Raw genomic sequence first — 25,159 nt, 5'->3', positions numbered from 1 at the left:
AACTGGAACAGGCCTTCCTTCGCGAGTTCGTCATCCTTCAGCGGAGCGTCCGAACCGGCAAAATCGACCGTCTTCGCGTTGATCTGCTTCAGGCCGCCCGACGAACCGATACCTTGGTAGTTAACCTTGCCACCCCCGGCCTTCCTATACGCATCTGCCCATTTTGTGTAGATCGGTGCGGCAAAAGTGCTGCCTGCGCCGGTGATGTCGGCAGCTTGAGTGGCGATAGCAACAAGAGCGAGGGCGCAGGGAGCCAAGATCCGGATATTCATGAACACCTCCTGTCTGCTGCCGGCATCCCGGCCAACACGCTGGTTCCGGTCTAGAAGTCTGATTTGGCGAATTGGACGTGCCGGCCGTTTTTCGGCAACGTCTGTCGGATGACCGCGGCGGTGGTCTTCTCGCGATTGCTGTCAAATGCGGAGAGCAATTGTGTGGGTGTAGCGGTCTCTGCGCCAAGCTTTTCGCGAACGACGTCCGTCGGGAGCTTGATTGCAACCTACCCCCAACCGCGGCCATAGGCGGAGAAGGAGAGGCTTGGATCGTCGCCGACGACCGGGTGTGTCAGACACATGGCGGATTCCGTCATGGTGCGCGGGAAGTGGTCTTGCATCGAAGGGTGATAGGAGTATTGCATCTCGCTGTGAAAACTCAAGGAGAGCGCAATTGCTCGATCCGCCAAGCTCAATTCTCGCGACTTGCCACGATCGAGGCCAACGCTCGGTCGCCGTCGCGCTGCGCAGCGTCCTCAGCGGAAAAGATGTGCTCGCTGAATGCGATCAGTTTGAAGCCGCATCCTGTAGGGCGAGGAATTGTGATGCCCCAGTGCCAGCCGCCGTCTCGCTGGAAGACGTGGAGTGCGGGACACGTTTGGCTCGGTGCTGGTGAAGAAGTCGTCATGGCGTGCTCTCCCGTCATGGGGCGACCGTCGGGAACTACATCGGACTCGCGAGCTCAGTCTAGGGTTATTTTTGCTGCATCGCAATATTTGGGTTCCGCGAAAATACCGATGCATCAATCATCACAATCTTGAAATAAAAATATGCAACGCAAGGGATGGCTGGCATATTGATATGATGATTATGATCTCTTGGGGGCTCGATGGATCGCAGTTCGCTTGTGTGGGCGGGTGTGCCGCATAGCAGTGATGGCGTCGTCTTTCAGATTCAAGTTGGCCGTGGACTTCAGCGTTTTCATATTCCTCGGTCGATTCTTGAGAGGGCGTTTGACCTTGAACGATTGGCATCCGACGCGCGACAAATCGAATGCTTTTATGAGCACTTGGCCCCGATCCTGGCGGTCGCCCGGAAGGCTCGCTCGATTGCCAAGGCCGATACTGTTTCGCTGAAAGTTGCCGATTTTGTCCGAACGGGCAGCGCGTGGACCGGGCAGGATTCTTGGGTAGTGACGCGATGAGCACCGTAGCGACATTGAGAAGTCGGGGTGTCCGATACCGAGAAGGCAGAGCGTGGTTCTTGGCGTAGGTTTGCGCGTTTACCGTTGTTAGATTCGGCGCAGGTACTGCTCTCGGGCGGATTGGCGATCGCCGGACCTCGCTCCAGGGCGGCGCCGTTGACCTGAATCAATCGCGTGTGGCAGGCCCGGCCTACAGTGAGTTCACGTCGGGTCGCAAGATGCGCGGTGGAAGGGGCGGCACAAGGCCCGCTATTGTCCCCACGGCTCGCGAAGTGAAGTTCTTGCGCGCATGTAGATCGTGAACGGGGGCATCATGCGATATCGAACCTTTGGAATTCTCGCTGCACTACTCGCGGGATACGCCGCGTCGACGACGGCTTTCGCGCAGACATTGGCCAAGATTGCCCAAGCCAATCAAATTGTCGTGTCATACAGGGAAGCCGCTGTGCCGTTCAGCTATCTGCTCACGCCGCATAAAGCCGTCGGCTTTTCGATGGACGTGACCGAAGCAATCGTCGACGATGTCCGCAAGGCACTTCGAAGGCCGGATCTGAGAGTTGTTTACGTGCCGGTTACCGGACAGAATCGAATACCGCTACTCGCCAACGGTACCTACGACCTGGAGTGCGGATCGACGACAAACACGTCGGCGCGCGGCAAGGACGTCGCGTTCTCGATCAATTACTTTTATGCGGGCACGCGGCTGATGACGAAGCGGGCATCGCACATTGGCGGCTATGCCGACCTTGCGCACAAGATCGTCGCGACAGTCGGCGGAAGCACCAACGAAAGGACATTGCGTCGCGAACTCGAAGCGCAGCACGTCGACGCGGAAGTCGTGCTGGCAAAGGATTACGCCGAAGCCCTGCAAGCCGTCGCGGACGACAAGGCGGCAGCGCTCGCGCTCGACGACGTCCTGCTTTACGGTCTGAGAGCGAACGCTGGCGATCCGGATGCCTGGATCGTCACCGGCGAGGCGCTGCAGGTTGAGCCGTACGCGTGCATGGTCCGGAAGGACGATCCGGCGTTCAAGCGACTCGTCGATGGCACGCTGACCCGACTCATGAAGAGCGGCGAATTCACTCGCCTTTATGCAAGGTGGTTCCAATCGCCGATTCCACCCCACGGAGCGAATCTCGACATGCCGATGAGCTCGGCGCTAAAGGCAAATTTGACCGCGCGCAGCGATCGGCCTGCACTGTGACACCGGCATCGCCGGAGTATGGCCGGCAAAAGCCTCGGGCGACAGCATGGTCATGGATCCAGCGCAAAGTTATTGCCCGAGTTGCCCGGTGGCTTCGGTACACAAGCGCGAAGTTCGCCGTTCGGCCAGTTGCCGGAGAATGCTATCGGCGGCCGGCGGCCCGATATGGCGATTCGACCTCGTTGCCGGGCAGGCATTGAAAAGCCGGCGTCACTCGGCGCACGGATCGTCGTGCGCCGAGCCTCGCCGACAAGTCAGGACGTGTGCGCCGACATCAGGTCGAGCGCCACCGCCTGCGCGACCTCGATACCGTCGATGGCTGCCGAATAGATGCCGCCCGCATAGCCGGCGCCTTCGCCGGCCGGATACAGCCCTTCGACGTTCACGCTCTGGTAATCGTCCTTGCGCCGGATCCGGATCGGAGACGACGTGCGCGTTTCCACACCGGTGAGCACCGCGTCGTGCATCGCGAAGCCGGCGATCTTCTTGTCGATCTGGGGCAGCGCTTCACGAATGGCTTCGATCACGTAGTCGGGCAGCGCGGTGCTGAGGTCGGTCGGGCGCACGCCCGGCTTGTACGACGGCACCACGGAGCCCAGCGATGTCGACGGCCGGCCCGCGATGAAATCGCCGACCAGCTGGCCCGGCGCGCTGTAATCGCCGCCGCCGAGTTCGAACGCACGCTCTTCCCATTTGCGCTGGAAAGCGATGCCCGCCAGCGGGCCGCCCGGATAGTCTTCCGGCGTGATGCCGACGACGATGCCCGCATTCGCGTTGCGCTCGGCGCGGGAATACTGGCTCATGCCGTTGGTGACCACGCGGCCCGGCTCGGAGGTCGCCGCGACCACCGTACCGCCGGGGCACATGCAGAAGCTGTAGACCGCGCGTCCGTTGCTGCAGTGATGGACCACCTTGTAGTCGGCCGCACCGAGTTGCTTGTGGCCGGCGAACTTGCCGAAGCGGCTGCGATCGATCAGCCCCTGCGGATGTTCGATCCGGAAACCCAGCGAGAACGGCTTCGCTTCGACATACACGCCGCGATCGTGCAGCATCTGGAACGTGTCGCGCGCGCTGTGGCCTACGGCCAGCACCACGTGATCGCACCGGAGCGTTTCGCCGTTCGACAGCGTCAGCGAGCGCACCTTCCCCTGATCGATTTCGATGTCCTCGACCCGGGTTTCGAAGCGCACTTCACCGCCCAGTTCGTGGATGGTCGCGCGCATCTTTTCCACCATGCTGACGAGGCGGAACGTGCCGATGTGCGGCCGGCTCAGATACAGGATGTCCTCCGGTGCGCCGGCCTTGACGAATTCGTCGAGCACCTTGCGGCCGTAGTGATGCGGATCCTTGATCTGGCTGTACAGCTTGCCGTCGGAAAACGTTCCAGCGCCGCCTTCGCCGAACTGCACGTTGGACTCAGGATTGAGGACGCTCTTGCGCCACAGCCCGAAGGTGTCCTTGGTGCGCTCGCGCACGGCCTTGCCGCGCTCGAGGATGATGGGGCGGAAGCCCATCTGTGCGAGGATCAGCCCCGCAAACAGGCCGCACGGTCCCATGCCGATGACGACCGGGCGCAGGAAGTTGCCGTGCTCGGGCGCCTTCGTGACGAAGTGATACGCCATGTCGGGCGTCACGCCGCAATGCGGCGTGCCGGCGAGTCGCGGAAGCACGGCCGCTTCGTCCTTGACTTCGACGTCGACGATATACGTGAGCTTGATGTCGGAGCGCTTGCGTGCATCGTGCGCACGGCGGAACACCGTGTAACGGAGGAGCCCGTCTGCCGCCACGCCAAGCTCCGCGAGGCGCGCGCGAATCGCGGCTTCGAGGGCGCTCTCGGGGTGGTCGAGCGGGAGTTTAAGTTCGCTTAGCCGTAACATGAGTATTCGGATACGGTCGCCACGAAGTCGTGGCGGTGTTGAGACGGGCGGGGGCCGGCGTGCCGGCGCGTCGTGCGCTGCTCGGGCATCCCCGAAGCCGGTCATGCGGCATCGGCAAGCGCGGACCGCGCGGCGGCACACGGGCCTGGCCGGACCACTCGGGTAACGTCAGGACGGGCGCCTGAAGCGACCCTCGCATGGAGAAGGTTACTTCGCCCCCCGGACAACCGGAAGGCAGAGAACGCGCCATCATGATGATGCCAGCGAGTGGTTGATGCGACAGCCGCGCCGCGCGGGCGCGGCCCGGATTTACTCCGCTGCCGGATGCACGCGGCTGTAGCGGTTCAGGATCGGGATCATCTGCGCGTAGATCTTCGGATTCGCCGCGACGATCTCGTGACGATGCAGGAAATCGGCGTCGCCCGTGTAGTTGCCGACGAGGCCGCCGGCTTCGGTGATCAGCAGGCTGCCCGCCGCCATGTCCCACACGTTGATGCCTTGCTCGAAGAACGCATCGAGACGGCCGGCCGCGACGTTCGCGAGGTCGAGCGCGGCCGCGCCCGGACGGCGCAGGCCCGTGCAGGCCTGCGTCATTTCGGTGAACAGGCGCGCGTACGCGTCAAGGCCGTCCTTCTCGCGGAACGGGAAGCCCGTGCCGACCAGCGCGTCCGCCAGGCGGTCGCGGCGGCCGACGCGGATGCGGCGGTCGTTCAGGTACGCGCCGCGGCCGCGGGTGGCCGTGAACAGGTCGTTCTTGTTCGGATCGTAGACGACGGCCTGCGTGACGACGCCCTTGTGCTCGAGCGCGATCGACACGCAGTAGTACGGGAAGCCGTGGATGAAGTTGGTCGTGCCGTCGAGCGGATCGATGATCCACTTGAATTCGGATTCATTCTCCGATTCGCCCGATTCTTCCGCGAGGATCGCGTGGTCGGGGTAGGCTGTTTTCAGCGTCTCGATGATCGCCTCTTCGGCGGCCTTGTCCACTTCGGTGACGAAGTCGTTCTGCTGCTTCTTGCGGATCTCGATCAGGTCGAGGTCGAGGGAGGCGCGGTTGATGATCTGTCCGGCGCGGCGCGCAGCCTTGACAGCGATGTTGAGCATGGGATGCATGAGCCTGGATCCTGTAGCCGGCGGCACGGGCCGCCACGAAGTGGAACACACCGCCCGGAACGGCGCAAACGTGCCGGGCGAGATGAGACGCGAATTGACAAAGAGCAGGGTACGACCCGCGTCGCACGGGATGCGACGCGTAAACACATGATTTTACCCGATTTTCGAGAGTCTCAGGTGACCGGAATGCGGGGAAACCCCCGCTGGCCGTCCGGACGAGTGGGTTTGCCGGGGCGATGGCGATACCATACTGCCATTCTGATGAACCGAGTCGTATGTAGTGGAAACCCCGCAGAACCCCGCCGCGCCGTCCGAATCGGGCGCGGCTTCGTCCCCGCCGCCGTCCGGCGGCTTCACGTCCACCCGTTTCGTGCTCGTGGAGCCGAGCCATCCCGGCAATGTCGGGGCGGCCGCCCGCGCGCTGAAGACGATGGGTTTCTCCAGGCTCGTCCTGGTCGCGCCGCGCGTGCCGCACGTGCAGAGCGACCCCGAAGCGATCGCGATGGCGAGCGGTGCGGACGACGTCCTCGCGTCCGCGCATGTCGTGCCCACGCTCGGCGACGCGCTGTCCGGCGTTCACTGGTCGATCGCGCTGACCGCGCGCACGCGCGAATACGGGCCGCCGCGCCTTGCACCGCGCGCGGCTGCCGAACAGGCGCGCACGCAGGTCGGCACCGGCGACATCGCGCTCGTGTTCGGCAACGAGCGCACGGGCCTCGCGAACGAGCACGTCGAGCAGTGCAGCGTGCTCGCGCACATCCCGGCGAATCCGGCCTACAGTTCGCTGAACCTCGCGCAGGCCGTGCAGGTGCTCGCGTATGAACTGCGGGTCGCGTTCCTGGAGCAGGGGGGCGAGCCGTCGTCCCAGGCGCAGGCCGAGGCCGGCACGCTCGCGCAGAGCGACGAGATCGAGCGGATGTACGCGCACCTCGAGAACGCGCTGATCGCGCTCGATTTTCTCGACCCGCGCAACCCGAAGAAGCTGATGCCGCGGCTGCGGCGCCTGTTCGCGCGCACAGGGCTCGAGCGCGAGGAAGTCAACATCCTGCGCGGCATCGCGAAGCACATCCTGCTGAAGTCCGGCACCCCCGACGGCGACGCGTAAGCGGCCGACGCACGCCGGCTGCCGGGCGCTCATGCGTTCGCGGCGGCGTTCCCGCCCGCAGCCGCCGTGTTGAATCGGCCGCCCAATGACGGCGGCCCGGTCCGCGCCGACCCGACGGGTCGCCATGTCGACCAGCCACGGCAAGCGTCCCGCGCGAATACCCGTGCCGTCGGCGGGGTGAACGCGCGACGCTGTGCGCCCGCGCGCGAGTGGCCCTACAATCGCCGGACGTCATAAGCAAATTACCCGGTGCGATAACGACCGGCCATTGCCGGCGGGGCGCGCCGGCCTTTTCCCCAGCCCAGACCAGATCATGTTCACTAGACTGCGCGAAGACGTTGCGACGATTCGCGAGCGGGATCCCGCCGCTCGCAGTGCCTGGGAAGTGCTGACCTGTTATCCGGGGCTGCACGCGCTCGTGCTGCATCGCTTCGCGCACGCGTGCTGGCGCGCGAAACGCTACTGGCTCGCACGCTTCGCGTCGCAGGTCGGGCGCTTCCTGACGGGGATCGAGATTCACCCGGGCGCGACGATCGGCCGGCGTGTGTTCATCGATCACGGGATGGGTGTCGTGATCGGCGAAACCGCGATCATCGGTGACGACTGCACGATCTATCAGGGCGTGACGCTCGGCGGCACGTCGCTCACACGCGGCGCGAAGCGCCATCCGACGCTCGAGGCCGGCGTGATCGTCGGCGCGGGTGCGAAGGTGCTCGGCAGTTTCACGGTCGGCGCGGGTGCGAAGATCGGTTCGAACGCGGTCGTCGTGAAGCCGGTGCCGGCAGGCGGCACCGCGGTCGGCAATCCGGCACGCATCATGATGCCGGCGCAACCGAAGCCGCAACCCGAGCGCGCCGCATTCTGCGCGTACGGGATCACGCCGAACGCGGACGACCCGATGTCGCTCGCGATTCACGGCCTGATCGACCATGCGGCGAAGGAAAGCCGGCGCGTCGACGAGATCGTCGCGGCGCTCGAGCAACTCGGCACGCATCTGGAGACGCTGCAGGGCGCGGACGCGGCACGTCTCGATCTGCGCAGGCTGTCGGCGGTGCTGGAAGGCAAGGCGGTCGAGCGCCAGGTGTAACGCGGCGCCTGCCGGCGGCCGCCGGCAGCGTCGATCGCGTCAGTCGAGCGGCATCGCGTGGATGCCTTCGGCGTCGACGCGCAGATGGCCGCCGCGCCGCATGCCGTGGTCGAGATCCCAGTCGGGCAGTACCCAGCGAATCCCGCCCGGTTCGACGTGGCTGGCGGGGCGATGCGTGTGGCCGTGAATGATCACGCTCGCGCGACCCTTCCGGAACAGCGCGGCGATGCCTTCGCGCGTGACATCGTAGCGCGCCGAAGCGGGGCGCATCCGGCCCGCTTCGCTGTTCGAACGCATCCGTTGCGCGAGCGCGCGGCGCCAGCGGAACGGCCACGCGAGAAACAGCGCCTGCGCGACGCGATTGCGGGCAAACCGCCGAAACACCTGATAGCCGCGATCGGCCGTGCATTGCGCGTCGCCGTGGGCGAGCACGATGCGCTGGCCGAACGCCGTGATCAGTGCCGGGTCGGGCAGCAGCATCGCGCCGGCGGCCTTCATGAAGCGCCGGCCGAGCAGGAAATCGCGGTTGCCGTGCATCACGTAGAGCGCGATTCCGCGCTCCGAGAACGTACGCATCAGCGCGGCCATGCGTGCCGCGAACGGATCGTGGTCGAGCACGTCGTCGCCGATCCAGTATTCGAACAGGTCGCCGAGGATGAACACCGAGTCGGCGCTATCGGCCGTGTATTTCACGAAATGCTCGAACGCGGCGACCGTCTTCGGAATCGCCTCGCTCAGGTGCAGATCGGAGAGAAACAGGAACGGGCGTGCGGCTTGCGCGTATTCGCGCTCGCCCGGCACGCCCGCGGAGACGCTTCGCGGCGGACTCTCCTGCAACATCGAAGTGCCTCCGTAACGACTGTGCGTCAGACCACCACGGCCTTCTCGATCACGACGTCGTCGGTCGGGACGTCCTGGTGGAAGCCCGCGTTGCCCGTCTTGACGCCCTTGATCTTGTCGACCACGTCCTGGCCTTCGACGACCTTGCCGAACACCGCGTAGCCCCAGCCCTGCGGCGTCGGCGACGAGTGGTTCAGGAAGTCGTTGTCGTTCACGTTGATGAAGAACTGGGCGGTCGCCGAATGCGGATCGTTCGTGCGCGCCATCGCGATCGTGTAGTTGTCGTTCTTCAGGCCGTTGTTCGCTTCGTTGTCGATCGGCGCGTCGGTCGGCTTCTGCTTCAGGCCCGGCTCGAAGCCGCCGCCTTGAATCATGAAGCCGTTGATCACGCGGTGGAACACCGTGCCGTCATAGTGGCCCTTCTTCACATAGTTGAGGAAGTTCTCGACCGTCTTCGGTGCCTTCGCGGCGTCCAGCTCGAGCTTGATCACGCCGTGGTTCGTGTGCAGTTCAACCATGATGAATTCCTTCGGTAAGGCGGTTTAAATGGCACGCGGCCGGTCGTGCGACGCGGCCGCGTGTGGCGCCGGACGTGCCGGCAGGTGCTTATTTCGAGACGATGCTGGCCGATTCGATCAGGACCGGCTGGGCCGGCACGTCCTGCATCGGGCCGCGCGAGGTCGTCGACACGCCTTCGATCTTCTTCACGACGTCGAGGCCCGAGACGACCTTGCCGAACACCGCATAGCCGTTGCCGTCCGGGTTCGGGTAGTCGAGGCCGCTGTTGTCGACCGTGTTGATGAAGAACTGCGCGGTGGCCGAGTTCGGATCGCTGGTACGCGCCATCGCGATCGTGCCCGTCAGGTTCTTCAGACCATTGCGGCTTTCCAGCGGGATCGGCGCGCGGGTCGGCTTCTCCTCGAAGTTGGTCTTGTAGCCGCCGCCCTGGATCATGAAGCCCTTGATCACGCGATGGAAGATCGTGCCGTTGTACTGGCCGGCCTTCACGTAATCGAGGAAGTTGGCGACCGTCTTCGGCGCCTTTTCCGGGTAGAGCTCGACGCGGATGTCGCCCTGCGAGGTCTTCAGCTGCACGACGGGGTGCGCGGTGGCCGATTGCGCGAACGCGGGCGCGGTCGCGAGAAGGGCGGCGCCGCCAAGCGCCAGCAACAGACGTTTCATTGCGATCCTCAGATTGGGAGGGAAGGAAGGTTGCGCCGCTTACTGTGACGGCGCGACGTACGGCGCTGCCAGTGCACCGGACGGACCGTTGAACTGGAACGTCGGCGACATCGGCAGCGTGGTGGTGCTCACGTTCGCGGCGGCGCGATCGGTATACGCGCGCGCGGCCGGCGTGACGGCGCGCGCGTTGGCTGCCGGCTTCGGCGGCGACACGATCTTCTGCAGGTCGGCGAGGCGCTGCGCGGTCGCGCCGCTCGTGCGGCCGAGCGACTGCGCGCGCTTGTACGATTCGGCCGCGAGGCGCAGGTAGAGGTCGCCGAGGTTCTCGTACGCGAGCGAGTAGCTCGGGTTCGATTGCGTCGCGGTGACGAGCGCGCTGCGCGCTTCGTCGTAGCGGCCGTGCTTCGCGTAGAGCGCCGCGAGGTTGTTGTACGGTTCGGGCAGTTCGGGGTAGGCCTGCGTGATCGCGACGAACTGCTGGATGGCGTCGTCGTCGCGATTCAGGCGGGCGAGCACGGTGCCGCGCTTGAACTGCGCCTGCACGTCGTGTGGATTCGCCGCGATGCGCGCGTCGAGTTGCGCGAGCGCCTGTTTCCACTGCTTGCCGGCGATCGACGCGTCGATCTCGGGCGTGCCGTCGGCGGTGCCCGGGGCCTTTTGCGCATGCGCCGCGGGGGCCGCGAAAAGCGTCAGTGCGACGCCCATGACGGCGGTCGCAACGAGGGTCGCAGCGCTCGGCGCGCGGCCGCGATGAGGTTTCATAGGCGTAAATCGGAATGTTATACTCCGAGCCATTCTAACAAAACGTCTGCGCGTTCCGGCGAGCCGCAGGCAGTCTTTCTTTGCCTCTCGTGGCCGTCACCGCTGTGCTTGCAGCCTGACCGCCCCATGTGATATCGAGGACGCGCGGCGGCGTGCCGCAGCAGGTGGTCCGTCCGTTTCGCATGCTGGGCGAGCTTCGCCAGGGCGGTTTCCTTCGGCTCACGGTTCATCTCTATGGAATCACTGCGCATCTACAACACGCTCGCGCGTGACAAGCAAGTTTTCGTGCCGCGCCAGTCCGGCGAAGTGCGGATGTACGTATGCGGGATTACCGTCTACGACTATTGTCACGTCGGCCACGCGCGCATGCTGGTCGTGTTCGACCTCGTCCAGCGCTGGTTGCGTGCGATCGGCTATCGGGTCACGTACGTGCGCAACATCACCGACATCGACGACAAGATCATCCGCCGCGCGGTCGAGAACGGCGAGACGATCAAGACGCTGACCGACCGGTTCATCGGCGCGATGCACGAGGATGAAGCGGCGCTCGGCATCCAGCGGCCGGACATCGAGCCGCGCGCGACGCAGTTCATTCCGCAGATGCTCGGGATGATCGAGAAGCTCGAGACGAACGGCTACGCGTACCAGGCGGCCGACGGCGACGTCAATTATTCGGTGCGCAAGTTCGCGAACTACGGGAAGCTGTCGGGCAAGTCGCTCGACGACCTGCGCGCGGGCGAGCGCGTCGCCGCGAACGACGCGAAGGAAGACCCGCTCGATTTCGTGCTGTGGAAGCGCGCGAAGGCGGACGATCCGGAAGGCGCGTCGTGGGCATCGAAGTACGGGATGGGCCGGCCGGGCTGGCACATCGAGTGCTCCGCGATGGGCTGCACGCTGCTCGGCGAGCATTTCGACATCCACGGCGGCGGGCAGGACCTGCAATTCCCGCACCACGAGAACGAGATCGCGCAGAGCGAAGGCGCGACCGGCCAGACGTTCGTCAATTACTGGATGCACAACGGCTTCGTGCAGGTCGACAACGAGAAGATGTCGAAATCGCTCGGCAACTTCTTCACGATCCGCGAAGTGCTCGATCGGTACGACGCCGAGGTCATGCGCTTCTTCATCGTGCGCACGCACTACCGGTCGCCGCTCAACTACAGCGACGTGCATCTCGACGATGCGCGCGCGTCGCTCACGCGCCTGTACACGGCGCTGAAAGATGTCGAGCCCGACGCGCTCGCGCTCGACTGGAACGAGCCGCATGCGCAACGTTTCGCGGCCGCGATGAATGACGACATCAACACGCCGGTCGCGGTGGCGACGCTGTTCGAGCTGGCGGGTGAAGTCAATCGCACGCGCGATGCGTCGCTCGCGCGGCAACTGAAACAACTGGCGGGCCTGCTGGGCCTGCTCGGCCGCGAACCGCGCGCGTTCCTGCAGCAGGGCACCGGTGCCGCGCAGGCAGGCGGGCTCGCAGCGGACGAAATCGAAGCGAAGATCGCTGCGCGCGTCGCGGCGAAACAAGCGAAGGACTATGCCGCAGCGGACCGGATTCGGGCGGAACTGCTCGACGCCGGCATCGCACTTGAAGACAAACCGGGCGGATCGACCGAATGGCGTCGCGTATGAGCGCGGTGCGTTCCACTGACCGATCCGTCAGGTAGGAGGCAAGATGGCAACGGCCAGAAAAGCGCCGGTCAGGCGTGCGACTCCGCTCGCCGCGCGTCCGGCAGCCAAGCGCGCGCCGGCGGCGAAGGCGGACGCGACGCGCGCCGTGCCGAACGGCGCGCTCAACGGTCATGCGAAGCCCGCGCGCGCGAAGGGCGCGGACGCGGCGCAGCCGGAGGTCGCGATGGCGGCCACCGACGCGACCCGCAAGGTGCGTGCATCGGATGCGGCAGTCGACGGCGCCGATGGCGTCGTGCGTCCGGCATACTGGGACAAGGCGTGCGCCGATCTCGTCAAGCGCGATCGCATCCTGAAGAAGCTGATCCCGAAGTTCGGCCCCGCGCATCTCGTGAAGCGCGGCGACCCGTTCGTCACGCTCGCGCGTTCGGTCGTCGGCCAGCAGATCTCGGTGCCGTCCGCGCAGGCGCTGTGGGCGCGCATCGAGGATGAGTGTCCGAAACTCGCACCGCAGCCGGTCATCCGGCTCGGCGCCGACAAGCTGATCGCGTGCGGACTGTCGAAGCGCAAGACGGAATATATTCTCGATCTCGCGCAACACTTCGTGTCCGGCGCGCTGCACGTCGACAAATGGACGTCGATGGACGACGAGGACGTGATCGCGGAACTCACGCAGATCCGCGGCATCAGTCGCTGGACGGCCGAGATGTTCCTGGTCTTCAACCTGTCGCGGCCGGACGTGCTGCCGCTCGACGATCCGGGCCTGATCCGCGCGATCAGCGTCAATTACTTCAGCGGGGAACCCGTCACGCGCAGCGAGGCGCGCGAAGTGGCCGCCAACTGGGAGCCGTGGCGTACCGTCGCGACCTGGTACATGTGGCGCAGCCTCGACGTGCCGGACGCCGACGCTGATTGACGGCTATCGGGTTTTAAACATCAATAGTTGAGAGCCGGTTTTGCACGTCGCCCGCGCGGGTAGAATACGCGCTGCCGCAAGACCCAAGGATTCGAACACATGAAGACCACGTTTCTGGATTTCGAACAGCCGATCGCCGAACTCGAGGCCAAGATCGAAGAGCTGCGATTCGTGCAGGACGACTCGGCTGTCGATATTTCGGAAGAAATCGAGCGGCTGTCGAAGAAGAGCCAGCAACTGACGAAGGACCTCTACGCGAACCTGTCGCCGTGGCAGGTTTCGCAGATCGCGCGCCATCCGCAGCGTCCGTATACGCTCGATTACGTTGCGGAACTGTTTACCGATTTTCACGAACTGCATGGCGACCGCGCATTCGCGGACGACCTGTCGATTGTCGGCGGTCTCGCGCGCTTCGGCGGCCATCCGTGCATGGTGATCGGCCACCAGAAGGGCCGCGACACGAAGGAGCGCGCGGCGCGCAACTTCGGGATGCCGCGTCCGGAAGGCTATCGCAAGGCCGAGCGCCTGATGCGCCTCGCCGAGAAGTTCGGGCTGCCGATCTTCACGTTCGTCGACACACCGGGCGCGTATCCGGGCATCGGCGCGGAAGAGCGCGGCCAGTCGGAAGCGATCGGCCGCAACCTGTACGTGATGGCCGAACTGAAGACGCCGATCATCACGACCGTGATCGGCGAGGGCGGTTCGGGCGGTGCGCTCGCGATCGCCGTGGCCGACACCGTGATGATGCTGCAGTTCTCGACCTATTCGGTGATTTCGCCGGAAGGCTGCGCGTCGATTCTGTGGAAGAGCGCCGCGAAGGCACCCGAGGCCGCGGAAGCGCTGGGCCTGACCGCGCATCGCCTGAAGGCGCTCGGCCTGATCGACAAGATCATCAACGAGCCGCTCGGCGGCGCGCACCGCGATCCGAAGGGCATGGCCGCGCTGCTGCGCCGCGCGCTCGCCGATTCGCTGCGCCAGTTCCAGGGCATGAGCATCGATGCGCTGCGCGAGCGCCGCTTCGAGCGCCTGATGGCCTACGGCAAGTTCAAGGAAACCACGCCCGGCGCATGACCGGCGTGTTCGCATCGCGCGCCGTCCGGCGCGCGTCTGTCTCGTGATCCCCCCGACCGAATTCTCGGCCGACCGCGTCGTTCTCGACGCGGTCGGCGTTGCGCTTGCCGATCTTCCGGCCGATGCGCGTATCGCGATCGCGTACAGCGGCGGCCTCGACTCGACGGTGCTGCTCGACGCGGCCGTGCGCGTGGCAGGCGCCGCACGCTGCGTCGCACTGCACGTGCATCACGGCCTGAGCGCGAACGCCGACGCATGGGTCGCGCATGCGCAGGCGACGGCCGCGCAACTCGGCGTCGTGTTCGAATCGGAGCGTGTCGACGTGCCGCGCGACAGCGGCCTCGGCATCGAGGCGACCGCGCGTGAGCGCCGCTATGCGGCACTCGATGCGATGTGCGAGCGTCACGGCGTGGCGGCGCTCTGGGTCGCGCAGCATGCGGACGACCAGGCCGAGACCGTGCTGCTGCAACTGTTGCGCGGCGCGGGGGTCGCGGGCCTGGCCGCGATGGCGCCGCGCTATCGTCCTGACGGCGCGAGCGTCGAGCGCGTGCGCCCACTGCTGCGATTGTTGCGCGCGCAACTGGAACGCTATGCGGCGCAGCGCGCGCTCGCGTGGATCGACGACGAATCGAACGACGACACGCGCTATGTGCGCAATGCGCTGCGTATCGACGTGCTGCCGGTGCTCGCCGTGCACTTCCCGGGTTTTCGCGATGCGCTGGGCCGCGCGGCCCAGCATGCGGCCGCCGCGCAGCGGCTGCTCGACGATCTGGCCGAACTGGATTTCGCCGGCGCCGCGCGCGACGACGGCCGCGCGCTGTCGCGCGCTGCGCTGGTCGCGTTCGACGACACGCGCGGCGCGAACCTGCTGCGTTTCTGGATGCGCCGGCTTGGGCTCCCCGGTGCGTCGGCAGGCCGGCTCGCGAACATGATGCGGCAACTGCGCGCCGCGCACGATGCGCATGCGCTGCGGGTCGATCACGCGGGGCAGTGCCTGCGGCTCTATCGCGATGTCGTGTACTGGGAGGCGGGCGACAGCGCGGAGCCGGCCGACGACGGCACCGGGACGCCACATCCCGAGTGCTCGCTTGCATGGGACGGACAGGAAGTCTGGCGCGTGCCGGCGTGGCGCGGCACGTTCGTGTTCGCGCCGGCCGAGGCCGGCAGCGACGGCGCGGTGCCGGAGGCGCTGCTGCGCGGCGCAGTGCTTGCCGCGCGCGCCCGTGCGGGCGGCGAGCGGCTGCGTACGTCGCCCGGCGGGCCGGGCCGCACCCTGAAGAACCTGTTTCAGGAGCGCGGTGTGCCGGCCTGGCAGCGCGACGTGCCGCTGCTGTTCGCGGGCGACCGGCTCGTCTACGTGCCGCGGGTTGGCGTGAATCACGGCGAAGGGCTGTCGGGCGAAGGCGGCTGGCGCCGGATTGAATGGCGTCCCGACCTGCTGATCGCATAGGGGCGGCGCGCTTCCGGCCGCGCGATCGCGCGCCGGTTTTCACCATTTGGTAAACAGCGCCGGAACGCTTGCCAAACCGGCGAGCGGCTTGTCAAGCGGGCCTCTATCGGGTACGCTCGGACGTTTGCTCGGCTCGATTTTTGAGCGATTTGTGCAGGTTTTCCGCGTGACGTACCCGGTTTGCGCGGCCTGATCGGCCTTCCGGGCAAAATCCGTCACGCTTGCGTGTTGCGTCCCAGCCGTCCCTCTCGTCGTCCGTCCACAGCCACAAGCCGCGTGACCGAACGGCAACGCGGCCTGCCCAGCGCGCCCGTGCGGCTTCTCCTCCAGTTCAGAACGACAATGGCACTCATCGTACACAAATACGGCGGCACTTCGATGGGCTCGGTCGAGCGCATCAAGAACGTCGCGAAACGCGTCGCAAAATGGCATCAGGCCGGGCACCAGATGGTGGTCGTGCCGTCCGCGATGTCCGGCGAAACCAACCGTCTGCTCGGTCTCGCGAAAGAGATTTCGAGCCAGCCGAGCCCGCGTGAGCTCGACATGATCGCGTCGACCGGCGAGCAGGTCAGCGTCGGCCTGCTGTCGATCGCGCTGCAGGAAATAGGCGTCGAGGCCGTGAGCTACGCCGGCTGGCAAGTGCCGATCAAGACGGACAGCGCGTTCACGAAGGCGCGCATCCACTCGATCGACGACGAGCGCGTGAAGGCCGATCTGAACGCCGGCAAGGTCGTGATCATCACGGGCTTCCAGGGCGTCGATCCGGACGGCCACATCACGACGCTGGGCCGTGGCGGCTCGGACACGTCGGCGGTGGCGGTCGCGGCCGCGCTGGATGCCGAAGAGTGCCTGATCTACACGGACGTCGACGGCGTTTACACGACCGACCCGCGCGTGGTCGAAGAGGCGCGACGCCTCGATCGCGTGACGTTCGAGGAAATGCTGGAAATGGCCAGCCTCGGCTCGAAGGTCCTGCAGATCCGCTCGGTCGAATTCGCCGGCAAATACCAGGTGAAGACGCGCGTGCTGTCGAGCCTGACCGATCCGCTGATTGCGCTCGACGAAGAAATGCGCTCGGGCACCCTGATTACTTTTGAAGAAGACGAGACCATGGAAAAGGCAGTCATTTCCGGCATCGCGTTCCAGCGCGACGAAGCACGCATTGCGGTGATGGGCGTGCCCGACAAGCCGGGTATCGCATATCAGATCCTCGGCCCGGTCGCCGACGCGAACGTCGACGTCGACATGATCATCCAGAACCAGAGCGTCGAAGGGAAGACGGACTTCACGTTCACGGTCGGCCGCGGCGACTACCAGAAGGCAATGGACATCCTCACCAACCAGGTGCAGGGTCATGTGAGCGCCGAGCGCGTGCAGGGCGACCCGAAGGTGTCGAAGGTGTCGGTCGTCGGCGTCGGCATGCGTTCACACGTGGGCGTCGCGAGCAAGATGTTCCGCACGCTGTCGGAAGAGGGCATCAACATCCAGATGATCTCGACGTCCGAAATCAAGATTTCGGTGCTGATCGACGAGAAATACATGGAGCTGGCTGTCCGCGCGCTGCACAAGGCATTCGAACTCGATCAGGCCGCGTGAATTTTTTGTGATGCATTGAAGAAAATGCATCACGGAAATTGACGAGCGGTTCGAAACCCTATATTATTTCGTTCTCGTCGCACTGCCTCCCTGGTGCGAGCGAAAGTTTGGGAGACGTGGCCGAGAGGTCGAAGGCACTCCCCTGCTAAGGGAGCATCTGGGCCAAAACCTGGATCGAGGGTTCGAATCCCTCCGTCTCCGCCAAAAGCGGTGACAAAGCCCCGCAAGTTCTCGGACTTGCGGGGCTTTTTCTTTTCCTGCTTCGTTTCCAGGCTTGCCGCTCGGCGCCGTGCTTCGTCCGGGCAGCCAATCAATGCTCGACTCGAGCGACACTCATGCGCTAAATAGGCATATCGCCTCGTACGGCTCAATCCGGAGTTCCGGCACGCATGCATTCCGTACTGACCATCCTTTCGCATCGACCTGTCGACGGGCTCGTCGACAATCACGAACTTTACGCGCGGGGCCACGGCTACCGGCACGCGATCGTCGACGGCACGCACGTGTACGGCGAGCGCCAGCGGGTGCTGCACAAGTACCATGCGATCATCGCGCAGCTCATCACGATGGAGCAGGGCGCGTTGCTGCTCGTCCTCGATCCGTTCTCGGTCGTGTTCGGCCAACATGCGTTGCCGGATGTCGCGGACGGTTATGACGCGATCGTCACGACGCAGACGTCGAAGTCGCCGTTGCCCGCCGCGAGCGGCATGATCTTTCGCAACGTGCCCGACGTGCGCGAGCGCTTGCGCAAGCTGACGGTCGAGCTGGGCAAGTGGGCGATGCGCCTGGCCGAGAGGCAACATGCATGCGAAGCGACACTGCTTGCCGAGTATTTCCCGCCGCTACCGTTCGATCAGCCGCTCGCGACCGGCTATTTCGCGTCGGCCCAGACGGTCTGGGGCGACGGGCTTGCGATCGACGGGGTCGTCGGCGCGCATCCGCTCGTTGCGCACCAGGCGCCCGAATGGCGGCAGATCGACGGCGTATGGGCGCCGACGCCCGACTACGACTTTCGCTACGTGCTCGCGCTCGTCGACGATGCGGCGCGTGTCCGGCAGGGCGAGCAGCCGCGTGCGATGGACGACTGGCGCGCCGCGCAGCAGCGCACGCGCGTGCCTGTGCAGCACCTGAACCCGCACGCAAGCATTGCGTTCGTGAGCCTGCACACGTCGCACATCGCAGGTTATGGCGATGTTCACGAAGAGAACTTCGTTCGCTACTGCACGCGACACGGCTATGCGTACCACGCGTATCGCGAACCGCCCGCGTTCCTGCCGGCCGGCGTCGATGCGAACTGGGCGAAGCTGCACCTGATTCGCGAACATCTGCCGGATCACACGTTCGTGTTCTGGGTCGACGCCGACATCCTCGCGATCGACCAGCGCCAGACGGTCGACAGCGTGATCGACGGCCGCGATTTCGTGATCGGCACCGACCACACGGCCTGGGCGATCAACTCGTGCATGATCGGCGTGCGCAACGTCGAGCCGATGCGCGAACTGGTCGAGCGCATATGTGCGCGCATCGAGAGCTTCGACGATCGGTCGTCGGTCTACGCGAGCGGCGGCGACCAGCAGGCGATCTACGTCGAATTGCTGGAGGCGGGCATGATCGACGCCCGCTATATCGTCGATGCGATGTCGCTCGCATCATCGCCGGTCTATGCGACGCGCGACAGCCGCTTCGTCCATTTCCCCGCGCAACACAACCACTATCGTGCGGTGACGATGCGCGCGTGGGACAGGCTGAGCCATCGGCGCTGACGGAATGCGCCGCGACTTCCGGTGTTCCGGATCGCGGCGATCACGGTCCATGAAATATCAATGAAAGCATGTGTGTAAGGATTGAATCACACTCATTCATCCCTCCCCATATTCTGTTCTTGCGCTCTGAATAACCAGGCTTCGGACAAAAATGCGGCATCGCACCGATTCTTGCGATCGATGCCGCACTGTAATACGAAAAATTACTCATAAAAATCAGTGAACTATCCGTGCGGCGCGAAACGAAGCTCTGCTGCGATGCAAAAAATAATCAATCGCCTTATGCTGGTTAACCCGATTGCGCTTGAGCGGCGTCAACCTTTGCCCTGATTCCGCTTTACATTTTGCCAACATTGGCGATCCACGAAATCTATCTGTCGATTTGATTTCGTTCCCTTCGTCACGCCTGTTCCCGATGCAGTGCGCGACCTTCTAAGGCCTGTTGACATGCATGATTTTCCCTTCCTGAGCCTGGCAATCTGGGTTCCGATCCTGTTCGGCGCGTGCCTGCTGCGCGCCGGCTCCGACCGTCATCCACATCGCACGAGACTGATCGCGCTCGTCGGTGCACTCGCGGGGCTGGCCGCCGTCGTGCCGCTCGTCACCGGTTTCGATTCGCACTCGGCGGCGATGCAATTCGCCGAAACCCGCAACTGGCTGGCGGCCTTCAACGCCGGCTGGCGCGTCGGGATCGACGGCGCGTCGCTGTGGCTCGTCGTGCTGACCGCGATCACGACGCTCGTCGTCGTGATCGCGTCGTGGGAATCGGTGACGGTGCGCGTCGCGCAGTACTACGCGTCGTTCCTGATCCTGTCGGGGCTGATGGTCGGCGTGTTCGTCGCGCAGGACGGGTTGCTGTTCTTCATCTTCTTCGAGGCGACGCTGATTCCGCTGTACCTGCTGATCGGCACGTGGGGCAGGGAGCATCGCGTCTATGCGGCCGTGAAGTTCTTCTTCATCTCGTTCGCGGGTTCGCTGCTGCTGTTGATGGCGATGCTGTACCTGTACGCGAAGTCGCATACGTTCGACATGAACGCATGGCGCACGTTGCAGCTCGGCTTCGCGCCGCAACTGCTGGTATTTCTCGGCTTCTTCGCCGCGTTCGCGGTCAAGGTGCCGATGTGGCCGGTCCATACGTGGCTGCGCGACGTCTACACGGACGGCCCGACGGGCGCCGCGCTGATGCTCGCGATGCTCAAGCTCGGCGGTTACGGTTTCCTGCGCTTCGCGCTGCCGATCACGCCGGACGCGAGTCACTTCTTCGCGCCGGCCGTGATCGCGCTGTCGCTGTTCGCGATCGTCTACGCGAGCCTGATCGCGCTCGCGCAGACCGATCTCGGCAAGCTGCTCGCGTATTCGACGGTCGCGCACATGGGGATCGTCACGCTCGGGCTGTTCCTGTTCAACCAGATCGGCGTCGAAGGCGCGATCGTGCAACTCGTGTCGTACGGCTTCGTCGCGGGCGCGATGCTGCTGTGCGTGAGCGTGCTGGTCGATCGCACGAAGCGGCGCGAGATCGCCGCGTACGGCGGCGTGGCGGGCGTGATGCCGCGCTTCGCGACGTTCGCGCTGCTGTTCGCGATGGCCAACGTCGGCCTGCCGGGCACGTCGGGCTTCGTCGGCGAGTTCATGGTCATCATGGGTGCGATACGCGTCAACTTCTGGATCGGTGCGATCGCGGCGCTCACGCTGATCCTCAGCGCGTCGTACACGCTGTGGATGGTCAAGCGTGTCGTGTTCGGCAAGATCGCGAGCCCGCGCATCGCGAAGCTCGTCGACCTGAGCCGCCGCGAGATCGTGATGTTCGCGTCGCTCGCGCTGATCGTGCTGATGGTCGGCGTCGATCCGAAGCCGTTCACCGACGCGATCGATCCGACCGTCGCACGGCTGATCGACGACGCGAGCCATTCGAAGCTGCCGGCCGGGGACGGCGGCACGCCCGCGCAGGCATACATGGCCGCGGCGCACGGCTGATCGCGTGATATCGCGTGCAACGACCGCATCGCATGACGATGAAGTCGTTGCACGCACATCCATCTGGGCAGGCGCCGGCGGCGTCCGGCCGGCTCGCGGCCGCCTCCCGGCTGTGTGAAATTGCCCCGCGACAATCTGTCTCACAACAGATTTTGCAATGATGATTTGCCGCATCCATCGGTTTTTCATCGCACCCGCGCGACGTATGATTCGGCCACTTTCGTGGATCGAATGCGCATCGGGCATACGCAACGGATTCAATGACCCTCGGGCTGTGTGATGAAAAGAAGAGCTTCAAAAGGCTGGACAGCGCTGATGTCGATCGGCGCGGCTTTGAGCCTGTCAGGCTGTAATTTGGATGTACTAAATCCGAAAGGAAGCGTCGGGGCCGCCGAAAAGGCGCTGATCGCGACGTCGACATGGGCGATGCTGATCGTCGTGGTGCCGGTGATCCTGCTCACGCTTTGGTTCGCGTGGCGCTACCGCGCATCGAACCGCAATGCCGCCTACGCGCCGAACTGGTCGCACTCGACCGCGATCGAAGTCGTGATCTGGACGGTGCCGACGCTGATCATCCTGTTCCTCGGCGTGCTCACGTGGAAAACCACGCACGAGCTTGATCCGTACAAGCCGCTCGAGTCGGCGGTGAAGCCGATCGACGTCGAGGTCGTCGCGCTCGACTGGAAGTGGCTGTTCATCTATCCGGAACTCGGCATCGCGTCGGTGAACCAGCTCGCGATCCCGGTCGGCACGCCGGTGAACTTCCGCATCACGTCGGATTCGGTGATGAACTCGTTCTTCATTCCGCAGCTCGGCGGTCAGGTCTACGCGATGGCCGGCATGCAGACGCGCCTGCACCTGATCGCCGACGAAGCCGGCGACTACGCGGGCACGTCCGCCAACTTCAGCGGCCGCGGCTTCTCGGACATGAAATTCCGCACGCTGGCCGAGCCGCGCGAGCAGTTCGACGCCTGGGTGCGGAAGGTGAAGGCCTCGCCCGACCGGCTCGACGCGACCGTGTACGGCACCGTCGCGCAACCGAGCGAGAAGGCGCCCGTGCGCTACTTCTCGTCGGTCGATCCGCGGCTCTTCCACAACATCATCGCGAAATACAACGATGGCCACGTCCTCGATCTGAAGGACGCCGCCTGCGGCACGAAGGGGTAACGCATGTTCGGCAAACTCACACTATCGGCGATCCCGTTCGATCAGCCCATCATCATGGTGGCCGGCGCCTTCATGGGGCTGGTCGTGCTGGGCATCCTCGCCGCGCTGACGATCACCGGCCGCTGGAAGTGGCTGTGGACGGAATGGCTGACGACGGTCGACCACAAGAAACTCGGCGTGATGTACATCATCGTCGCGCTGATCATGCTGCTGCGCGGCTTCGCCGACGCGATCATGATGCGCATGCAGCTCGCGCTCGCGTACAACGCGCCGGGCTACCTGCCGCCGCACCACTATGACCAGATCTTCACGGCACACGGCGTGATCATGATCTTCTTCATGGCGATGGTGTTCATGGTCGGCCTGATGAACCTCGTCGTGCCGCTGCAGATCGGCGCGCGCGACGTCGCATTCCCGTTCATCAACTCGCTCTCCTTCTGGATGACGGCCGTCAGCGCGATCCTGATCAACATCTCGCTTGTGATCGGCGAGTTCGCGCAGACGGGCTGGCTCGCGTATCCGCCGCTGTCGGAGCTGCAGTTCAGTCCGGGGGTAGGGGTCGACTACTACCTGTGGGCGCTGCAGATCTCGGGCGTCGGCACGCTGCTGACCGGCGTGAACTTCTTCGTGACGATCATCAAGATGCGCGCGCCCGGCATGACGCTGATGAAGATGCCGGTGTTCACGTGGACGGCCCTCTGCACGAACGTGCTGATCATGGCGTCGTTCCCGATCCTGACCGCGACGCTCGCGCTGCTCGGCCTCGATCGTTACCTCGGCATGCACTTCTTCACGAACGAAGCCGGCGGCAACGCGATGCTCTACCTGAACCTGATCTGGGCGTGGGGCCATCCGGAGGTGTACATCCTGATCCTGCCGGCGTTCGGCATCTTCTCGGAAGTCATCGCGACGTTCTCGAAGAAGCCGCTGTTCGGCTACAAGACGATGGTGTACGCGACCTGCGCGATCATGGTGCTGTCGTTCCTCGTGTGGCTGCATCACTTTTTCACGATGGGCTCCGGTGCGAACGTGAACGCGTTCTTCGGCATCATGACGATGATCATCGCGATCCCGACCGGCGTGAAGGTGTTCAACTGGCTGTTTACGATGTACCGCGGCCGGATCGAATTCACGACGCCCGTGCTTTGGACGATCGGCTTCATGGTTACTTTCACGCTCGGCGGCATGACCGGCGTGATGATGGCGATCCCGGGCGCGGACTTCGTGCTGCACAACAGCCTGTTCCTGATCGCGCACTTCCACAACGTGATCATCGGTGGCGTGCTGTTCGGTTATCTCGCGGGCTTCAACTACTGGTTCCCGAAGGCGTTCGGCTTCAAGCTGAACGAGAAGCTCGGCAAGGCTGCGTTCTGGTTCTGGCAGGTCGGCTTCTACGTCGCGTTCGTGCCGCTCTACGTGCTCGGCTTCATGGGCATGACGCGGCGTCTGAACCACTACGACAACCCGGCATGGCATCCGTGGCTGCTGGTCGCCGCGTTCGGCGCCGTGCTGATCGCGATCGGCATCGCATGCCAGCTGCTGCAACTGGTCGTCAGCATCCGCAATCGCAACCTGCCGGCGTACCGCGACACCACGGGCGATCCATGGGGCGGCCGCACGCTGGAATGGGCGACCTCGTCGCCGCCGGCCGACTACAACTTCGCGGTGATCCCGCAAGTGCGCACGCTCGACGCGTACGCCGACATGAAGGCGCGCGGCGATGGCCGGCCGAACCCGGCGACGATCCGCGACATCCACATGCCGTCGAATACGTGTGCAGGCCTCGTGGTCGCGATCTTCAGCCTGGTGCTGGGCTTCGCGCTGGTGTGGCACATCTGGTGGATGGCGATCGGCGGCCTGGTCGGCATCGTCGCGACGCTCGTGGTCTACAGCTCGCGTGACAACGACGGCTACTACATCCCGGCGACGAAGGTGCGCAAGATCGAAGAGAAGCAACCGGCGGCGCGCGTGGCCACGCGTGTCGACGACGTGGAACTGGAGGCCAACTGATGTTGCAGAAAACCTTGAGCGCAACCCTGCTCGAGCACGACGACCATCCGCCGTCGCACTCGGTGTTCGGCTTCTGGCTGTACCTGATGACCGACTGCGTGATCTTCGCGGCGCTGTTCGCGACGTTCGCGGTGCTCGGCAACCAGTACGCCGGCGGTCCGACCGCGAAGGATCTATTCGACATTCCGGGCGTCGCGGTGGAAACCGCCGCGCTGCTGCTGTCGAGCATCACCTACGGTTTCGCGATGCTGGCTGCCTACAAACAGCGGCGCGGCGCGTTGCTCGCGTGGCTCGCGGTGACGTTCGTGCTCGGCGCGGCGTTTCTCGCGATGGAGCTGCGCGAGTTCTCGCACCTGATCGCGGAGGGTGCCGGCCCGCAGCGCAGCGCGTTCCTGTCGGCGTTTTTCACGCTGGTCGGCACGCACGGGCTGCACGTGACGGCCGGCCTGCTATGGATGATCGTGCTCGCCGGGCAGATCGTATTCCGCGGCGGCGACCTGACCGATCGCGACCTGCGGCGCCTGACGTGCCTGAGCCTCTTCTGGCACTTCCTCGACATCGTGTGGATCTGCGTGTTTTCCTTTGTCTATCTCGCGAGCGTGATCTAAATGGCCCATTCGCATTCGTCTCAACTCGAAGAAGGGCACGGCAGCGTCGGCGGCTATGTCGCCGGCTTCATGCTGTCGGTGCTGCTCACGGCCGCGTCGTTCGGCCTCGTGATGGGTGGCGTGCTGTCGCCGCACGCATCGCTGATCGCGCTGGCCGCGCTCGCGTTCGTGCAGATCGTCGTCCACCTCGTGTACTTCCTGCACATGAACGGTTCGTCTGGTCAGCGCTGGAACGTGATGGCGTTCAGCTACACCGTGCTGACCGCGGCGATCCTGATCGTCGGCACGCTGTGGGTGATGCACAACGTCAGCATGAACATGATGTCGCGCTGAGCGGCATCGCGGCGCAGCGCGCCGGCCACGAAGAAGCGGCACGAGAGTGCCGCTTT

At 64.8% G+C, this 25,159-nt stretch carries 22 protein-coding genes, 1 tRNA gene and 1 pseudogene; 16 read left to right on the top strand and 8 right to left on the bottom strand.

Annotated features, from left to right (window positions below):
• On the bottom strand, positions 1-272 hold a 272-nt coding region (locus DIE23_RS35560), incomplete at its 3' end, for a substrate-binding domain-containing protein (protein ID WP_124617103.1).
• A gap of 829 nt (positions 273-1,101) precedes the next feature.
• Here DIE23_RS35560 and DIE23_RS35550 point away from each other — a divergent pair.
• Both DIE23_RS35550 and DIE23_RS35545 read left to right on the top strand, forming a co-directional pair.
• Entirely contained in the window at positions 1,102-1,416 is a 315-nt protein-coding gene (locus DIE23_RS35550; RefSeq protein WP_124617100.1) for a hypothetical protein, read from the top strand.
• A 313-nt stretch (positions 1,417-1,729) separates the two neighbouring features.
• On the top strand, positions 1,730-2,620 hold the full coding sequence (locus tag DIE23_RS35545; protein ID WP_124617098.1) for an amino acid ABC transporter substrate-binding protein: 891 nt from the start codon (positions 1,730-1,732) through the stop codon (positions 2,618-2,620).
• 254 nt (positions 2,621-2,874) lie between these two features.
• On the opposite strand, the gene DIE23_RS35540 is transcribed toward DIE23_RS35545, so the two are convergent.
• Together DIE23_RS35540 and DIE23_RS35535 are read right to left on the bottom strand one after the other, a co-directional pair.
• Positions 2,875-4,497 carry an NAD(P)/FAD-dependent oxidoreductase gene (locus DIE23_RS35540; RefSeq protein ID WP_124617096.1) on the bottom strand — a complete coding sequence of 541 codons (1,623 nt, stop codon included), beginning with the start codon at positions 4,495-4,497 and terminating at the stop codon, positions 2,875-2,877.
• Positions 4,498-4,806: 309 nt separating this feature from the next.
• Positions 4,807-5,610, bottom strand: a complete 804-nt coding sequence (locus DIE23_RS35535) for an inositol monophosphatase family protein (protein WP_006751612.1) — start codon at positions 5,608-5,610, stop codon at positions 4,807-4,809.
• 280 nt (positions 5,611-5,890) lie between these two features.
• Here DIE23_RS35535 and DIE23_RS35530 point away from each other — a divergent pair, with 280 nt between their 5' ends.
• Together DIE23_RS35530 and cysE are read left to right on the top strand one after the other, a co-directional pair.
• On the top strand, positions 5,891-6,715 hold the full coding sequence (locus DIE23_RS35530; protein ID WP_124617094.1) for an RNA methyltransferase: 825 nt from the start codon (positions 5,891-5,893) through the stop codon (positions 6,713-6,715).
• Positions 6,716-7,028: 313 nt separating this feature from the next.
• Positions 7,029-7,802, top strand: coding sequence for a serine O-acetyltransferase (gene cysE / locus DIE23_RS35525; RefSeq protein WP_124617092.1), 774 nt, complete (start codon positions 7,029-7,031; stop codon positions 7,800-7,802).
• Between the two features lie 39 nt (positions 7,803-7,841).
• On the opposite strand, the gene DIE23_RS35520 is transcribed toward cysE, so the two are convergent.
• From DIE23_RS35520 to DIE23_RS35505, 4 genes are all read right to left on the bottom strand, one after another.
• Positions 7,842-8,642, bottom strand: coding sequence for a UDP-2,3-diacylglucosamine diphosphatase (locus DIE23_RS35520; protein ID WP_124617090.1), 801 nt, complete (start codon positions 8,640-8,642; stop codon positions 7,842-7,844).
• A gap of 26 nt (positions 8,643-8,668) precedes the next feature.
• Positions 8,669-9,160, bottom strand: a complete 492-nt coding sequence (locus tag DIE23_RS35515) for a peptidylprolyl isomerase (protein ID WP_006483987.1) — start codon at positions 9,158-9,160, stop codon at positions 8,669-8,671.
• An 88-nt stretch (positions 9,161-9,248) separates the two neighbouring features.
• Positions 9,249-9,824: a peptidylprolyl isomerase gene (locus DIE23_RS35510; protein ID WP_124617087.1), complete on the bottom strand. Its 576-nt coding sequence runs from the start codon at positions 9,822-9,824 to the stop codon at positions 9,249-9,251.
• 39 nt (positions 9,825-9,863) lie between these two features.
• Positions 9,864-10,586 (bottom strand): tetratricopeptide repeat protein, encoded by a 723-nt coding sequence (locus DIE23_RS35505; RefSeq protein WP_185646598.1) that lies wholly within the window; start codon positions 10,584-10,586, stop codon positions 9,864-9,866.
• Positions 10,587-10,820: 234 nt separating this feature from the next.
• On the opposite strand from DIE23_RS35505, the gene cysS reads away from it, so the two are divergent.
• From cysS to tilS, 4 genes are all read left to right on the top strand, one after another.
• Complete coding sequence (gene cysS / locus DIE23_RS35495; RefSeq protein ID WP_124617085.1) at positions 10,821-12,218, top strand: cysteine--tRNA ligase; 1,398 nt, start codon at positions 10,821-10,823, stop codon at positions 12,216-12,218.
• A gap of 43 nt (positions 12,219-12,261) precedes the next feature.
• The gene (locus DIE23_RS35490; RefSeq protein ID WP_124617084.1) at positions 12,262-13,131 is read left to right on the top strand and encodes a DNA-3-methyladenine glycosylase; all 870 of its coding nucleotides are present in this window, start codon (positions 12,262-12,264) and stop codon (positions 13,129-13,131) included.
• A 99-nt stretch (positions 13,132-13,230) separates the two neighbouring features.
• Positions 13,231-14,202 (top strand): acetyl-CoA carboxylase carboxyltransferase subunit alpha, encoded by a 972-nt coding sequence (locus DIE23_RS35485; RefSeq protein WP_006478433.1) that lies wholly within the window; start codon positions 13,231-13,233, stop codon positions 14,200-14,202.
• A gap of 43 nt (positions 14,203-14,245) precedes the next feature.
• Complete coding sequence (tilS, locus tag DIE23_RS35480; protein ID WP_124617082.1) at positions 14,246-15,652, top strand: tRNA lysidine(34) synthetase TilS; 1,407 nt, start codon at positions 14,246-14,248, stop codon at positions 15,650-15,652.
• Between the two features lie 122 nt (positions 15,653-15,774).
• Here the strand turns inward: tilS and DIE23_RS40920 are convergent.
• Positions 15,775-16,012 (bottom strand): annotated as a pseudogene (locus DIE23_RS40920) (hypothetical protein); the annotation flags it as partial.
• On the opposite strand from DIE23_RS40920, the gene DIE23_RS35475 reads away from it, so the two are divergent.
• From DIE23_RS35475 to cyoD, 8 genes are all read left to right on the top strand, one after another.
• Positions 15,995-17,248 (top strand): aspartate kinase, encoded by a 1,254-nt coding sequence (locus tag DIE23_RS35475; RefSeq protein ID WP_040144529.1) that lies wholly within the window; start codon positions 15,995-15,997, stop codon positions 17,246-17,248. The pseudogene DIE23_RS40920 and the gene DIE23_RS35475 sit on opposite strands and share 18 nt — an antisense overlap.
• Before the next feature lie 110 nt (positions 17,249-17,358).
• Positions 17,359-17,452 (top strand) — tRNA-Ser (locus DIE23_RS35470).
• 185 nt (positions 17,453-17,637) lie between these two features.
• Positions 17,638-19,011, top strand: coding sequence for a hypothetical protein (locus DIE23_RS35465; protein ID WP_124617080.1), 1,374 nt, complete (start codon positions 17,638-17,640; stop codon positions 19,009-19,011).
• Between the two features lie 447 nt (positions 19,012-19,458).
• Positions 19,459-20,985 (top strand): NADH-quinone oxidoreductase subunit M, encoded by a 1,527-nt coding sequence (locus DIE23_RS35460; protein ID WP_124617078.1) that lies wholly within the window; start codon positions 19,459-19,461, stop codon positions 20,983-20,985.
• A gap of 279 nt (positions 20,986-21,264) precedes the next feature.
• A complete protein-coding gene (cyoA, locus tag DIE23_RS35455; protein ID WP_124617076.1) occupies positions 21,265-22,152 on the top strand; it encodes a ubiquinol oxidase subunit II in 888 nt (295 codons plus the stop codon).
• Between the two features lie 3 nt (positions 22,153-22,155).
• On the top strand, positions 22,156-24,162 hold the full coding sequence (cyoB, locus tag DIE23_RS35450; protein ID WP_124617074.1) for a cytochrome o ubiquinol oxidase subunit I: 2,007 nt from the start codon (positions 22,156-22,158) through the stop codon (positions 24,160-24,162).
• Complete coding sequence (gene cyoC, locus DIE23_RS35445; protein ID WP_124617072.1) at positions 24,162-24,770, top strand: cytochrome o ubiquinol oxidase subunit III; 609 nt, start codon at positions 24,162-24,164, stop codon at positions 24,768-24,770. Before cyoB ends, cyoC begins: the two co-directional genes overlap by 1 nt.
• Positions 24,771-25,103: a cytochrome o ubiquinol oxidase subunit IV gene (cyoD, locus tag DIE23_RS35440; RefSeq protein WP_124617070.1), complete on the top strand. Its 333-nt coding sequence runs from the start codon at positions 24,771-24,773 to the stop codon at positions 25,101-25,103.
• The last annotated feature ends 56 nt before the right edge of the window (positions 25,104-25,159 follow it).

The sequence above is a fragment of the Burkholderia sp. Bp9143 genome, from assembly GCF_003853645.1.
Taxonomy (GTDB): domain Bacteria; phylum Pseudomonadota; class Gammaproteobacteria; order Burkholderiales; family Burkholderiaceae; genus Burkholderia.
The sequence above is the reverse complement of the archived record's forward strand: the minus strand, read 5'-3'. Positions and strand labels throughout refer to the sequence as shown.

What these genes read in the sequence shown, in the direction of transcription:
- DIE23_RS35550 (WP_124617100.1), top strand. Translation starts at nt 1,102, where the DNA reads ATGGATCGCAGTTCGCTTGTGTGGGCGGGTGTGCCGCATAGCAGTGAT.
- DIE23_RS35545 (WP_124617098.1), top strand. Translation starts at nt 1,730, where the DNA reads ATGCGATATCGAACCTTTGGAATTCTCGCTGCACTACTCGCGGGATAC.
- DIE23_RS35540 (WP_124617096.1), bottom strand. Translation starts at nt 4,497, where the DNA reads ATGTTACGGCTAAGCGAACTTAAACTCCCGCTCGACCACCCCGAGAGC.
- DIE23_RS35535 (WP_006751612.1), bottom strand. Translation starts at nt 5,610, where the DNA reads ATGCATCCCATGCTCAACATCGCTGTCAAGGCTGCGCGCCGCGCCGGA.
- cysE (WP_124617092.1), top strand. Translation starts at nt 7,029, where the DNA reads ATGTTCACTAGACTGCGCGAAGACGTTGCGACGATTCGCGAGCGGGAT.
- DIE23_RS35520 (WP_124617090.1), bottom strand. Translation starts at nt 8,642, where the DNA reads ATGTTGCAGGAGAGTCCGCCGCGAAGCGTCTCCGCGGGCGTGCCGGGC.
- DIE23_RS35515 (WP_006483987.1), bottom strand. Translation starts at nt 9,160, where the DNA reads ATGGTTGAACTGCACACGAACCACGGCGTGATCAAGCTCGAGCTGGAC.
- DIE23_RS35510 (WP_124617087.1), bottom strand. Translation starts at nt 9,824, where the DNA reads ATGAAACGTCTGTTGCTGGCGCTTGGCGGCGCCGCCCTTCTCGCGACC.
- DIE23_RS35505 (WP_185646598.1), bottom strand. Translation starts at nt 10,586, where the DNA reads ATGAAACCTCATCGCGGCCGCGCGCCGAGCGCTGCGACCCTCGTTGCG.
- cysS (WP_124617085.1), top strand. Translation starts at nt 10,821, where the DNA reads ATGGAATCACTGCGCATCTACAACACGCTCGCGCGTGACAAGCAAGTT.
- DIE23_RS35490 (WP_124617084.1), top strand. Translation starts at nt 12,262, where the DNA reads ATGGCAACGGCCAGAAAAGCGCCGGTCAGGCGTGCGACTCCGCTCGCC.
- DIE23_RS35485 (WP_006478433.1), top strand. Translation starts at nt 13,231, where the DNA reads ATGAAGACCACGTTTCTGGATTTCGAACAGCCGATCGCCGAACTCGAG.
- DIE23_RS35475 (WP_040144529.1), top strand. Translation starts at nt 15,995, where the DNA reads ATGGCACTCATCGTACACAAATACGGCGGCACTTCGATGGGCTCGGTC.
- DIE23_RS35465 (WP_124617080.1), top strand. Translation starts at nt 17,638, where the DNA reads ATGCATTCCGTACTGACCATCCTTTCGCATCGACCTGTCGACGGGCTC.
- DIE23_RS35460 (WP_124617078.1), top strand. Translation starts at nt 19,459, where the DNA reads ATGCATGATTTTCCCTTCCTGAGCCTGGCAATCTGGGTTCCGATCCTG.
- cyoA (WP_124617076.1), top strand. Translation starts at nt 21,265, where the DNA reads ATGAAAAGAAGAGCTTCAAAAGGCTGGACAGCGCTGATGTCGATCGGC.
- cyoB (WP_124617074.1), top strand. Translation starts at nt 22,156, where the DNA reads ATGTTCGGCAAACTCACACTATCGGCGATCCCGTTCGATCAGCCCATC.
- cyoC (WP_124617072.1), top strand. Translation starts at nt 24,162, where the DNA reads ATGTTGCAGAAAACCTTGAGCGCAACCCTGCTCGAGCACGACGACCAT.
- cyoD (WP_124617070.1), top strand. Translation starts at nt 24,771, where the DNA reads ATGGCCCATTCGCATTCGTCTCAACTCGAAGAAGGGCACGGCAGCGTC.